Source organism: Pseudomonas sp. O230 (assembly GCF_045447035.1).
Taxonomy (GTDB): Bacteria; Pseudomonadota; Gammaproteobacteria; order Pseudomonadales; family Pseudomonadaceae; genus Aquipseudomonas.
Genome location: NZ_JBJGXN010000006.1, coordinates 463,427 through 476,374, shown reverse-complemented (window position 1 = coordinate 476,374; position 12,948 = coordinate 463,427). Strand labels below are relative to the sequence as shown.

The 12,948-nt window shown below is 57.2% G+C and carries 12 protein-coding genes; 8 read left to right on the top strand and 4 right to left on the bottom strand.

Annotated elements, in window-relative coordinates; translation table 11 throughout:
• Positions 1 to 966 (top strand): McrC family protein (locus ACI77H_RS15820; RefSeq protein ID WP_407012705.1); only part of this gene is annotated, 966 nt, incomplete at its 5' end.
• Between the two features lie 58 nt (positions 967 to 1,024).
• Here ACI77H_RS15820 and ACI77H_RS15815 read toward each other — a convergent pair.
• The 4 genes from ACI77H_RS15815 to ACI77H_RS15800 all read right to left on the bottom strand — a co-directional run bounded on the left by ACI77H_RS15815 (position 1,025) and on the right by ACI77H_RS15800 (position 4,453).
• Complete coding sequence (locus ACI77H_RS15815) at positions 1,025 to 1,564, bottom strand: Bro-N domain-containing protein (protein ID WP_407012704.1); 540 nt, start codon at positions 1,562 to 1,564, stop codon at positions 1,025 to 1,027.
• A gap of 356 nt (positions 1,565 to 1,920) precedes the next feature.
• Positions 1,921 to 3,171, bottom strand: coding sequence for a ribonucleotide-diphosphate reductase subunit beta (locus tag ACI77H_RS15810; protein ID WP_008034875.1), 1,251 nt, complete (start codon positions 3,169 to 3,171; stop codon positions 1,921 to 1,923).
• A 515-nt stretch (positions 3,172 to 3,686) separates the two neighbouring features.
• Positions 3,687 to 4,001, bottom strand: a complete 315-nt coding sequence (locus tag ACI77H_RS15805; RefSeq protein ID WP_407012703.1) for a hypothetical protein — start codon at positions 3,999 to 4,001, stop codon at positions 3,687 to 3,689.
• 188 nt (positions 4,002 to 4,189) lie between these two features.
• The gene (locus ACI77H_RS15800; protein WP_407012702.1) at positions 4,190 to 4,453 is read right to left on the bottom strand and encodes a DUF2790 domain-containing protein; all 264 of its coding nucleotides are present in this window, start codon (positions 4,451 to 4,453) and stop codon (positions 4,190 to 4,192) included.
• A gap of 455 nt (positions 4,454 to 4,908) precedes the next feature.
• Here ACI77H_RS15800 and acs point away from each other — a divergent pair, with 455 nt between their 5' ends.
• From acs to ACI77H_RS15765, 7 genes are all read left to right on the top strand, one after another.
• Positions 4,909 to 6,864, top strand: a complete 1,956-nt coding sequence (gene acs, locus ACI77H_RS15795; protein ID WP_407012701.1) for an acetate--CoA ligase — start codon at positions 4,909 to 4,911, stop codon at positions 6,862 to 6,864.
• A gap of 699 nt (positions 6,865 to 7,563) precedes the next feature.
• Positions 7,564 to 8,337, top strand: a complete 774-nt coding sequence (locus tag ACI77H_RS15790; RefSeq protein ID WP_407012699.1) for an ABC transporter substrate-binding protein — start codon at positions 7,564 to 7,566, stop codon at positions 8,335 to 8,337.
• Positions 8,338 to 8,428: 91 nt separating this feature from the next.
• A complete protein-coding gene (locus tag ACI77H_RS15785) occupies positions 8,429 to 9,118 on the top strand; it encodes an ABC transporter permease (RefSeq protein WP_150639869.1) in 690 nt (229 codons plus the stop codon).
• On the top strand, positions 9,115 to 9,813 hold the full coding sequence (locus ACI77H_RS15780; protein ID WP_407012698.1) for an ABC transporter permease: 699 nt from the start codon (positions 9,115 to 9,117) through the stop codon (positions 9,811 to 9,813). Before ACI77H_RS15785 ends, ACI77H_RS15780 begins: the two co-directional genes overlap by 4 nt.
• A gap of 1 nt (position 9,814) precedes the next feature.
• The gene (locus tag ACI77H_RS15775) at positions 9,815 to 10,927 is read left to right on the top strand and encodes a M14 family metallopeptidase (protein WP_407012697.1); all 1,113 of its coding nucleotides are present in this window, start codon (positions 9,815 to 9,817) and stop codon (positions 10,925 to 10,927) included.
• 27 nt (positions 10,928 to 10,954) lie between these two features.
• Positions 10,955 to 11,719: an ABC transporter ATP-binding protein gene (locus ACI77H_RS15770; protein WP_008154324.1), complete on the top strand. Its 765-nt coding sequence runs from the start codon at positions 10,955 to 10,957 to the stop codon at positions 11,717 to 11,719.
• A 247-nt stretch (positions 11,720 to 11,966) separates the two neighbouring features.
• On the top strand, positions 11,967 to 12,947 hold the full coding sequence (locus ACI77H_RS15765; RefSeq protein ID WP_407012696.1) for a GlxA family transcriptional regulator: 981 nt from the start codon (positions 11,967 to 11,969) through the stop codon (positions 12,945 to 12,947).
• Position 12,948: the final 1 nt, after the last annotated feature.

Sequence of the window (12,948 nt, the reverse complement as noted above, 5' to 3'; positions counted from 1 at the left end):
GCAGCGGGTCTACAAAATTTCGATGCTCCGTTGACCGAGTGGGTCATGGGCCGATTCTTGTTGGCGCTGGATCATTTGATCAAACGAGGCTTACGCTTTGACTATCAACGCGTGGAGGAGGAACAGCGTTTCCTGCGTGGTCAGCTAGATGTGGTCAAGCAAATGCGCCAACCGCCTGGGCGCCAGCACCACTTTCAGATACGACACGATATCTATTTGCCCAACCGAGCAGAAAATCGCCTACTCAAATTAGCGTTAGATCAGGTCTGCAAAACAACCAAAGATGCCGGAAATTGGCGACTGGCTCATGAGCTAAGAAGTGTGTTGTTAGAAGTACCTGAAAGCCGTGATGTGCAACAGGATTTTAAACGATGGAGCAACGAGCGGCTGATGGCGCACTACGTTCCGGTGAAACCCTGGTGTGAGCTGATCATTAAGCAACAAATACCTTTAGCGGTCGCTGGGGATTGGCATGGTATGAGCTTGTTGTTCCCTATGGAGAAGCTATTCGAGCGCTATGTGGCTGCGAGTCTTGGCAGAGATCTGGAGCACGACGCTCGACTTCAAACTCAAACCCATACTGAGTATTTGTGTCAGCACAAAGGAAAAAACTTCTTCCAGCTACGACCGGATCTGATGGTTCACCATCAACAAAAAAAATGGGTGCTAGACACAAAATGGAAGCGGTTGAGTTCTTTCGCTGAGGATAAGAGCTACGGTTTGAAACAGTCCGATTTTTACCAGCTGTTCGCTTATGGTCACAAATACTTAGCTGGCAGTGGTGAGTTGGTACTGATCTATCCACGACGATCTGCGTTTGATGCTCCATTGAAGGTATTTGAGTTTGCTCCGAAGCTCATGCTTTGGGTGCTGCCGTTTGATATGGAGCGGGGTGTATTGTTGGGCGCTCCTGAAGGGTTCCCTCTTCAAACTCAGCAACTGCAATCGAGTGAAAAGTCGGCTTGATACTCAGGGTTCCAAATCAAATGGGTGCAGGGAACTGCACCCTATCTCCAGCGGCTTTCTAAAATTGAAATAGCTGCGAAGCCTTCTTCCACCAAGACGTTTGCTGCTGGGGCAGCAGGATGCAAGGCATGTCCCGCAGCCGAATCCATGGTTCATTCTGCCAGTGCAGCAAACTCAACTGCATCTGCGGCCAATCCAAAACGCTTAAGGTCGGGCGCTCCACCCGAGTCATTCTGGCATCGCGCAATGCAGGTACAACCTGATGCGTCAGCCACTCGCGCAATGAGCGATATTCCGGACAATAGTGATAAATCAGTAATTCATACACCCCTGATTCACTGAGCATCAGTCGTTCCTCCGCTGCTCCGTGGGCGTGTACCAATAACATCCTTCGCTGATCCGTATCGAGTTTTCGAGACATTCGCTCATCCAAATACTTGCCCATTAGGCGTCCCATATCGCGAGCGCAAAACCAAACTTGGTTTTCAAACAGCAGGGCGTGTAGATGAATGTCGTAACGAATGAATAGGGTGGAGGCGAGAGGCTCCCACTCGTTCGTTGGCGTGGATAGATTTCTGGATGCGAGTTGAGTAGACATAGTCCGCGACCTCTACGTATTAAGGGGCAGGGCCAGACCCAACGTAGAGTGGACTTAAGAAATCCCAACGAGCAAAGCCTCTCACATCCGAACAGCAAATCACCAATGGGTGATAGAGCGTCTGTGTGACTGGCCAAGCTTTCCACGTTGGGCGTTTCTTAGGCACCTGCGATAGAGCTTAGAAGTGTTTTGAATAGTCATCAACGCAGAAAGATCTGGAGTTGCTGTAGGAGTTTTGGCGGTGAGCGTCGAGATAAGTAAGTCTTTTCCTACCCAATAAAAAGCCCCGATCAGATCGGGGCTTTTAGTATTTCGATTTGTCGATTTACACCGTCAAATCGTGGCGAGCTCGGAAATTAATCCCAGCTAAGCGCACCACCGGTTTGGTACTCAATAACCCGCGTCTCAAAGAAGTTCTTCTCTTTCTTCAAGTCCATAATCTCGCTCATCCAAGGGAACGGGTTAGTCGTCCCTGGATACTCTTCCTTCAACCCAATCTGCGACAAACGACGATTCGCGATGAACTTCAGGTAGTCCTCCATCATCGCCGCGTTCATGCCGAGTACACCGCGAGGCATGGTGTCACGCGCATATTCGATTTCAAGTTGGGTGCCCTGCAGAATCATCTGCGAAGCTTCTTCCTTCATCTCGGCATCCCACAAGTGTGGGTTTTCGATTTTGATCTGGTTGATCACGTCGATGCCGAAGTTCAGGTGCATGGATTCGTCGCGCAGGATGTATTGGAACTGCTCGGCGACGCCGGTCATTTTGTTGCGGCGGCCCATGGAGAGGATCTGGGTGAAGCCGCAGTAGAAGAAGATGCCTTCCAGAACGCAGTAGTAGGCGATCAGGTTGCGCAGCAACTCTTTGTCGGTTTCGACGGTGCCGGTTTCGAACTTCGGATCGGAGATCGAGCGGGTGTATTTCAGGCCCCAGGTGGCTTTTTTCGCGACCGATGGGATCTCGTGGTACATGTTGAAGATCTCGCCTTCATCCATGGCCAGCGATTCGATGCAGTACTGGTAGGCGTGGGTGTGGATCGCCTCTTCGAAGGCCTGGCGCAGGATGTACTGGCGGCATTCCGGGTTGGTGATCAGGCGGTACACGGCCAGGACGAGGTTGTTGGCAACCAGGGAGTCGGCGGTGGAGAAGAAGCCGAGGTTGCGCATGACGATGCGGCGCTCGTCGTCGGTCAGGCCTTCCGGGTCTTTCCAGAGGGCGATGTCGGCGGTCATGTTGACTTCTTGCGGCATCCAGTGGTTTGCGCAACCGTCCAGGTACTTCTGCCAGGCCCAGTCGTACTTGAAGGGTACGAGTTGGTTGAGGTCGGCGCGGCAGTTGATCATGCGCTTTTCGTCGACGGCGACACGGGCGGAGGCGCCTTCGAGTTCGGCGAGGCCTTCGGCGATGTCGAGGTTGTCCAGGGCAGCCTTGGCGCGAGCGATGGCGGCGGAGTCGGACGCGGTTACAGCGCGAGCTTCTTGAGCGGCAACACCACCGGCGGTGTCGAGGCGGTCCATGTTGGCTTCAGTCGCGTGGCCGGCGTTGGCGCCTTTTACCACGGTCTCGCCGCTGTCTTCTTTGTCGAATTCGTCCCAGCTCAGCATGACGTGTCGTCTCCTGCGTGAGGGCCAGATGCCCGTGTGAAAACTGATTGGTTGGTTTTTCACACGACCGGTCTGGCCGCGTTGGATAGCGTTTTTTGCAGCGGTACACGCAGGCAAATAAACATAATTTTGTACGGAGTTCCGAGAGCCGCTGACGGCGCTGCAGTCGGTGAAGACGTCGGCCTGGGCTTCGGACTGGCTGTCATCCCTGTAAGGGAATATTGCAGGCCCGTTAAGCCGGCATTATAGGGAAATTTTTGCGGCCGTGGTGGGGCGAATCCGCGCATGGAGCGGTCGAGAAGGAGGGTTTTTCGGTCGGAGCGAGGGTTTACAGGGCTTTGGCTGGAGATCGCGGGTGCAGATTTTTTTTCTTAAATTTTGACGTGCTACTTTTTTGTTCAAAAAATAGGCAAAAAACCGGGTTTTTTACTACATGTTGTGTTTTGAGTCGGTTTTCGGTGGTTCCAGACACAACTAAGCCCGACCGAAGTCGGGCTGTAAGTCACGCCCTATGATCAGCTGAGGCGAGCGGCACCGAGGTGATCTGCACCATCAGCGGCGACTTTGGCTGCACCGGTGTGATCGGAACCGTCAGCAGCGACCTTGGCGGCGCCGGTGTGATCAAAACCGTCGGAGGCGAGTTTGCCTGCACCCATGTGATCGGCACCGTCGGCGGCGAAGGAGGCCGAACCGGTATGGTCGTAACCGTCGGAAGCGACAGCGGCTTCAGTGGTAAGAGCAGCCGAGCCCGTGCGGTCGTAGCCGTCGGCGGCGAAGGTGTTGGCGGCCAGTACAGAAAAGGTCAGGGCGAGGATCAGTTTGGTTTTCATGGTCGTTGCTCCAGGTTTGTTGGCGTTGTGTGCCTTGGTGTGGAGTTCATACTACGCCGACTAATTCGATTAAAAAGCGCAAATAAATGCTTAAAATAATCAAGTAAATCGATATATACGGTTCGGCGCTTCATCTGCCTTGAGCGGCGGGGCCGGTGGGTCGAACCGTTAAGAGGGCGTGCGGGTGATTAGCCGTTGGAGCAGCCGTTACCCATGATGCTGTAGCGCAGAATGTGGCGTTGGCCTTTGGAGTCATCGTATTCCATTGTCACGGGGACAGCTTCGCACACATTGGGAACTTCACTCATGGAGACAACTTTGGCGATGTCCAGGTGAGTTGAGTAGGTGTATTCCTCGATGGCCGGTTGTTGCTGTGCGACATCAGTCGGGACCTCGTCGGCCATGGCGGTTGCGCACAGGCTGGAGAGGGCCAGAACTAATAAAGCTTTCATTTCGGTTTTACCTTTTAGAGGTCGAGTGGGGTCACGCAACCTTTTTGGGGTTGCGTGTGGAACTTGATTGCCGGTGTTTTTTGATTAACTGCCTTCGTGGGGGCTGCAACTTGGTTAATCAGGGTTTGCCTTGTTGGCGAGGCTGATTTTAGGCGTGGGGGAGGCGTTCATATAGGTGGGGTTTTGATAAACACCTTTGACAGATTTCGTAACAATCGCCGAATAGCATTCGTAATGGCCGGCTTGTTAGTGATCGTTCGACGGGGTTTTTCAGGTAGACCGCGTTATCGATCTTCGAGGGCAAGCCACGCTCCCACAGGGCTTGTGGTGTGTTCGAGAGGCTTATCACGATAATTTGTAGGGGCTTGTTACTACCATCGTCGAATGGTTCTATAGGCCCGGCCCGGCTACAACTGGGGTCATACAAAAACAACTATTTCACCGAGGTAAGAAAGATGAGTGCGGCTTCTCTGTATCCCGTTCGTCCCGAGGTTCTGGCCAATACGCTGACTGACGAGGCGACCTACAAGGCCATGTACCAGCAGTCCGTCGTCAACCCGGACGGCTTCTGGCGCGAACAAGCCAAGCGCCTCGACTGGATCAAGCCTTTCACCACGGTGAAGCAGACGTCTTTCGACGATCACCATGTCGACATCAAATGGTTCGCCGACGGCACCCTGAACGTTTCCTACAACTGCCTCGACCGTCATCTGGCCGAGCGCGGCGATCAAGTCGCGATCATTTGGGAAGGGGATGACCCTGCCGAAAGTCGCAACATCACCTACCGCGAGCTGCATGAACAAGTCTGCAAGTTCGCCAACGCCCTGCGTGGCCAGGATGTTCACCGCGGCGACGTGGTGACTATCTATATGCCGATGATCCCTGAAGCCGTGGTCGCCATGCTGGCCTGCACCCGGATCGGCGCGATTCACTCGGTGGTGTTCGGTGGTTTCTCGCCGGAAGCCCTGGCCGGTCGCATCATCGACTGCAAATCCAAAGTGGTGATCACCGCTGACGAAGGCGTTCGTGCCGGCAAGAAAATCCCGCTCAAGACCAACGTCGACGACGCGCTGACCAACCCGGAAACCAGCAGCATCCAGAAAGTCATCGTGTGCAAGCGCACCGGTGGCAACATCAAGTGGAACCAGCATCGCGACATCTGGTACGAAGACCTGATGAAAGTGGCGGGCAGTGTCTGCGCGCCAAAAGAGATGGGCGCCGAAGAAGCGCTGTTCATCCTTTACACCTCCGGCTCCACCGGCAAGCCTAAAGGCGTGCAGCACACCACCGGCGGCTATCTGCTTTACGCCGCCATGACCCATGAGCGCGTGTTCGACTACCGTCCGGGCGAAATCTATTGGTGCACCGCCGACGTCGGCTGGGTCACTGGCCACACTTATATTGTCTACGGCCCGCTGGCCAACGGCGCGACCACCGTGCTGTTCGAAGGCGTGCCGAACTATCCGGACATCACCCGGGTGGCGAAGATCGTCGACAAGCACAAGGTCAACATCCTCTACACCGCGCCAACCGCGATCCGCGCGATGATGGCATCGGGTCAGGCCGCTGTCGAAGGTGCTGATGGCAGCAGTTTGCGTCTGTTGGGTTCGGTCGGTGAGCCGATCAACCCGGAAGCGTGGGACTGGTACTACAAGAATGTGGGCAAGTCCCGTTGCCCGATCGTCGATACCTGGTGGCAGACCGAAACCGGCGGCAACATGATGAGCCCGCTGCCGGGTGCACATGGCCTGAAGCCGGGTTCCGCAGCACGTCCGTTCTTCGGCGTGGTGCCGGCGCTGGTGGACAACCTGGGCAACATCCTCGAAGGCGTTGCCGAGGGTAACCTGGTGATTCTCGATTCGTGGCCGGGTCAGGCGCGCACGCTGTATGGCGACCATGACCGCTTCGTCGACACCTACTTCAAGACCTTCCGCGGCATGTACTTCACCGGTGACGGCGCGCGTCGTGACGAGGACGGTTACTACTGGATCACCGGGCGTGTGGACGACGTACTCAACGTGTCCGGCCACCGCATGGGCACCGCCGAGATCGAAAGCGCGATGGTTGCGCACCCTAAAGTCGCCGAGGCTGCCGTGGTCGGTGTGCCGCACGACATCAAGGGCCAGGGCATCTATGTCTACGTGACGCTGAACGCTGGCGAAGAGACGAGCGAACAATTGCGTCTGGAACTGAAGAACTGGGTGCGAAAAGAAATCGGCCCGATTGCTTCGCCGGATGTGATCCAGTGGGCGCCGGGGCTGCCGAAGACGCGGTCGGGCAAGATCATGCGGCGGATTCTGCGCAAGATTGCGACGGGTGAGTACGACGGGTTGGGGGATATTTCCACCCTGGCGGACCCGGGTGTGGTGCAGCATTTAATTGATACGCACAAGACGATGAATGTTGCTTAACCGCTGTCTTTGAGTCAGTAAAAGCCCCATCCGGTGCTGTGCCGGATGGGGCTTTTTTTGTCTGTGGATTTTGTATTGGCTTGGCGGGCCTCATCGCGGGCAAGCCCGCTCCCACAGGGATTTGTGGTGTGCATGCGATCTGAACCAGTCCCCGAAACCTGTGGGAGCGGGCTTGCTCGCGAAGAGGCCAGATCAGGCGCCACATAAACATCGACCAATAATTATCGGCTTCACCCGTAGGACATTTCCCACTGTTACCCGCCACCCTTCAAGTAACTGAATGTGTAACCGCTGGCGCCGATACGGGGCATTGAGAAACGCCATGGGTCCACAATGGCGCATCTCAGCTCAGCAGAAAAATAAGAACCCACGCTACGCTTGCCGGATTAGAAGGCTTTGCCAATAATAGGCCCGCAATTTGCAATGTAGATCGGTTCACTGTCTTTTGCTCTTGCATGAAATTGCAAGGCTGTCAACGTGCCTAAACGGCTTTCTCGGTGCTTCTGTAATTTGTTGTCGCATTGAAGAAATATCGGCTTCGGGCCTGTCGTTAGAATGCCGATCACTCGCTCGTCGTTGCCTGTGTTGAAAATTCGCACAGGCACTGTAGGACGCAGCACTGCTTTCCGGTTCCACCCATTCGCATATTGGGCTGTCGCTCACTCTGCCGTTTTAGCCCTTTACCGATGGAGTCCCAAGATGAAGAAACTCGTGCTGCTTGGCGCCCTGGCACTGTCCGTGCTGTCCCTGCCAACCTTCGCCGATGAAAAGCCTCTGAAAATTGGTATCGAAGCGGCTTACCCTCCGTTCGCATCCAAGGCACCGGACGGCAGCATCGTTGGTTTCGACTACGACATCGGCAACGCGCTGTGCGAAGAGATGAAGGTCAAGTGCGTGTGGGTCGAGCAAGAGTTCGACGGTCTGATCCCTGCACTCAAAGTGCGCAAGATCGACGCGATCCTGTCGTCGATGTCGATCACTGAAGACCGCAAGAAGTCCGTGGACTTCACCAACAAGTACTACAACACCCCGGCTCGCCTGGTCATGAAGGCCGGTACTCAAGTCAGCGAAGGCCTGACTGAGCTCAAGGGCAAGAACATCGGCGTGCAACGTGGTTCGATCCACGAGCGTTTCGCCCGCGAAGTCCTGGCCCCGCTGGGTGCCGAGATCAAGCCGTACGGTTCGCAGAACGAAATTTACCTCGACGTGGCGGCCGGTCGCCTCGACGGCACCGTGGCAGACGCTACGCTGCTGGATGACGGTTTCCTGAAAACCGACGCTGGCAAAGGTTTCGCCTTCGTAGGTCCGGCCTTCACCGACGTCAAATACTTCGGCGACGGCGTGGGTATCGCGGTTCGCAAGGGTGACGCGCTGAAAGACAAGATCAACACCGCGATCACCGCCATTCGCGAGAGCGGCAAGTACAAGCAAATCCAGGACAAGTACTTCGCCTTCGATATCTACGGCAAGTAACACGTCCAGGCGACAAGTCCGAAATGGCGCAAGCAGCAGAATCTCTGAGGTTTGCGCCATTTTTTCATCCCAACTTTCGAGGACCTGAATCATGTTGAAAGGCTACGGGGCTGTCATCCTCGATGGCGCATGGCTGACGCTTCAGCTCGCCTTGTCGTCCATGGCTCTGGCCATCGTCCTGGGGCTGATCGGCGTTGCGCTGCGTCTGTCGCCGGTGCGTTGGCTGGCCTGGCTGGGCGATCTGTATTCCACGGTGATCCGCGGGATTCCCGATCTGGTGCTGATCCTGCTGATTTTCTACGGCGGTCAGGACCTGCTCAACCGCGTCGCACCGATGCTCGGTTATGACGATTACATCGACCTGAACCCGTTGGTCGCCGGTATCGGCACCCTGGGCTTCATCTTCGGTGCGTACCTGTCGGAAACTTTCCGTGGCGCCTTCATGGCGATCCCCAAGGGGCAGGCAGAAGCCGGCATGGCGTACGGCATGAGCAGTTTTCAGGTGTTTTTCCGGGTGTTGGTGCCGCAGATGATTCGTCTGGCGATTCCGGGTTTCACCAACAACTGGCTGGTGTTGACCAAGGCCACCGCGCTGATTTCGGTGGTGGGTCTGCAAGACATGATGTTCAAGGCCAAGCAGGCGGCAGATGCTACCCGCGAGCCTTTTACCTTCTTCCTCGCAGTGGCGGCGATGTACCTGGTGATCACCAGTGTCTCGTTGCTGGCATTGCGTCACCTTGAGAAGCGCTACTCGGTAGGCGTAAGGGCGGCTGATCTATGATCTTCGACTACAACGTCATTTGGGAGGCCTTGCCGCTGTACTTCGGCGGCCTGCTGACCACCCTCAAATTGCTCGCGCTGTCGCTGTTTTTCGGTCTGCTGGCGGCCTTGCCGCTGGGGCTGATGCGCGTCTCGAAGAACGCAGCCGTCAACATGACGGCCTGGCTCTTCACCTACGTGATCCGCGGCACGCCGATGCTGGTGCAGCTGTTTTTGATCTACTACGGGCTGGCGCAATTCGAAGCGGTACGTGAAAGCTTCCTGTGGCCGTGGCTGTCCAGCGCGACGTTCTGTGCGTGCCTGGCGTTCGCGATCAACACCAGCGCCTACACCGCTGAAATCATCGCCGGCAGCCTGCGCGCTACGCCGAACGGTGAAATCGAAGCGGCCAAGGCCATGGGCATGTCGCGCTACAAAATGTACAAGCGCATCCTGCTGCCGTCGGCCCTGCGCCGGGCGCTGCCGCAGTACAGCAACGAGGTGATCATGATGCTGCAGACCACCAGTCTGGCGTCCATCGTGACCCTGATCGACATCACCGGTGCCGCGCGCACGGTCAACGCTCAGTTCTACCTGCCGTTCGAGGCTTACATCACCGCTGGCGTGTTCTACCTGTGCCTGACCTTCATTCTGGTGAAGCTGTTCAAACTGGCCGAGCGCCGCTGGCTGGGCTATCTGGCCCCGCGGAAGCACTGATATGGAACGCATCGATCATCCATTGCCGTGGAGCCACCTCGGTAGCGAACGCCAGATTTCGGTGTTCCGCTTCGGTAGTGGCGAGCGCAAGGCCTATATCCAGGCCAGCCTGCACGCCGATGAATTGCCGGGCATGCGCACGGCCTGGGAGCTTAAAAAGCGCCTGACCGAACTCGAAGGCCAAGGCTTGCTCAACGGCGTGATCGAACTGGTGCCGGTGGCCAATCCACTGGGCCTCGGTCAACTGCTGCAAGGTAATCATCAAGGGCGTTTCGAGGCGGGCAGCGGCAAGAACTTCAATCGGGATTTCGTCGAGCTCAGCGCGCCAGTGGTCGCCGAGCTGGAAGGGCGGCTGGGGGATGATCCTCACGCCAATATCCGCTTGATCCGTCAGGCCATGAGCGATCACCTGGCGGCCTTGCCAGAGGCGAGCAGCCAGTTGCAAGGCATGCAGCGCGTGCTGCTCAGCCATGCTTGCACCGCCGACATCGTGCTGGATCTGCATTGCGACGCCGAAGCAGCGCTGCACATGTACGCCTTGCCGCAGCACTGGCCGCAATGGCGTTCGCTCGCTGCGCACCTGAACGTGAAAGTGGGCCTGCTGGCGGAAGATTCCGGCGGCAGCTCCTTCGACGAAGCGTGCTCGTTGCCGTGGTTGCGTTTGTCGCGTCAGTTCCCGGACGCGCAGATTCCACTGGCGTGCCTGGCGACGACCATTGAACTGGGTGGTCAGGCCGATACCGCTCGCGCTGACGCCGAGGCTTACGCCGAAGGCATTCTGGCGTTTCTCGCCGAGCAAGGCTTGATCAGCGGCGAATGGCCGAAACCTGCGCAGGATGCCTGCGAAGGTCTGCCGTTCGAAGGCACTGAGTTGTTGTTCGCGCCGCATCCGGGCGTGATCAGTTTTCTGCGTAAACCCGGTGAGTGGATCGAAGCCGGCGATGAAATTTTCGAAGTGATCGATCCGTTATCGGATCGGGTCAGCACGGTGTGTGCTGGTACGTCCGGGGTGCTGTTTGCCATTGAACGGCTGCGTTATGCCCAACCCGGTTTCTGGCTGGCCAAGGTGGCGGGGCGCGAAGCGCTGCGTCACGGGCGCTTGCTCAACGACTGACTGACTGTTTTTGTGAGAACCGACCGCATGTACAAACTTGAAGTCCAAGACCTGCATAAACGCTATGGCAGTCACGAAGTGCTCAAGGGCGTGTCCCTGAAAGCGGCGGCTGGCGATGTGATCAGCATCATCGGCTCCAGTGGCTCCGGCAAAAGTACCTTCCTGCGCTGCATCAACCTGCTGGAGCAGCCGCACGCGGGCAAGATTCTGCTCAACAACGAAGAGCTGAAACTGGTGGCCAACAAGGACGGTGCGCTGAAAGCCGCCGACCCGAAACAGCTGCAACGCATGCGTTCGCGTCTGTCGATGGTGTTCCAGCATTTCAACCTGTGGTCGCACATGACCGCGCTGGAAAACATCATGGAAGCGCCGGTCCACGTGCTCGGCATGTCCAAGGCCGAAGCCCGCGAGAAAGCCGAGCACTACCTGAACAAGGTTGGCGTGGCGCATCGTAAAGATGCCTACCCAGGCCACATGTCCGGCGGCGAGCAGCAGCGCGTGGCGATTGCCCGTGCCCTGGCGATGGAGCCCGAGGTGATGCTGTTCGACGAACCGACCTCGGCCCTCGACCCGGAACTGGTCGGCGACGTGCTGAAAGTGATGCAGGCCCTGGCGCTGGAAGGCCGGACCATGGTGGTGGTGACGCACGAAATGGGCTTCGCCCGTGAAGTGTCGAACCAACTGGTGTTCCTGCACAAAGGTGTCGTCGAAGAAAGCGGCAACCCGCGTGAAGTGCTGGTGAACCCGCAATCCGAACGCCTGCAACAATTCCTCTCGGGCAGCCTGAAGTAAACCGAACTCCCGTTGCGCACCGGGATAGTGCATGCTTCGCAATCCAGAGGCCGGCCCTAATCCCCTGTGGGAGCGGGCTTGCTCGCGAAGAGGCCGTGTCAGTCGACATCATTGGTGAATGACACACCGCATTCGCGAGCAAGCCCGCTCCCACATTTGATCTTTGCCGGTTTCGAGATTTGCGTTCATTTACGGGCTAGCATTGGCCCATGCCTTTAATACTGTTTTCGCTTCGGATCACCCGCCCATGACTGCCCATCGAATTGGTTTCCTGATTTGGCCCAGCACTAAAGCACTGACGCTTGCGCTGGCTGAGGAGGCCTTGCGTGTTGCCCAGCGTGTGCATCCGGACGTGGTCTACGAACTGTCGTTTTTGCAGGCCGAACCGCCGACCGAAGGCGTCTGGCAATTGCCGGGTGAGCCGTGGGCCGGCAAGCTCGAAAACTTCCAGAAACTGTTCCTGCTCGCCGACGAGCCGCCGACCACCCTCGCGCCGGCGCTCAGCAGTTCGCTGAAACAACTGGTGCGTGCCGGTTGCGTGATCGGTGGTTTGTCCGCCGGTGTTTACCCGTTGGCGCAACTCGGTTTGCTCGACGGTTATCGCGCTGCCGTGCATTGGCGCTGGCAGGACGATTTCGCCGAACGTTTCCCGAAAGTCATCGCCACCAGCCATTTGTTCGACTGGGATCGCGATCGCTTGACCGCGTGCGGCGGCCTGTCGGTTCTCGATCTGTTGTTGGCGGTGTTGGCTCGTGATCACGGCGCCGAACTCGCTGGCGCCGTGTCTGAAGAACTGGTGGTCGAGCGCATCCGCGAAGGTGGCGAGCGCCAACGCATTCCGCTGCAGAACCGTCTCGGTTCCAGCCATCCGAAGCTCACCCAAGCGGTGTTGCTGATGGAAGCCAACATCGAAGAACCGCTGACCACCGACGAAATCGCCCAGCACGTGTGCGTGTCCCGTCGGCAGCTGGAACGGATCTTCAAGCAATACCTCAACCGTGTGCCGAGCCAGTACTACCTGGAACTGCGCCTGAACAAGGCCCGGCAGATGTTGATGCAAACCAGCAAGTCGATCATTCAGATCGGCCTGTCGTGTGGCTTCTCTTCGGGGCCGCACTTCTCCAGTGCCTACCGCAACTTCTTCGGCGCCACGCCGCGGGAAGATCGCAACCAGCGGCGCAGCAGCAGTCCGTTCGAGTTGTCGTCGGTGCCATCGGAACGAGGCTGAC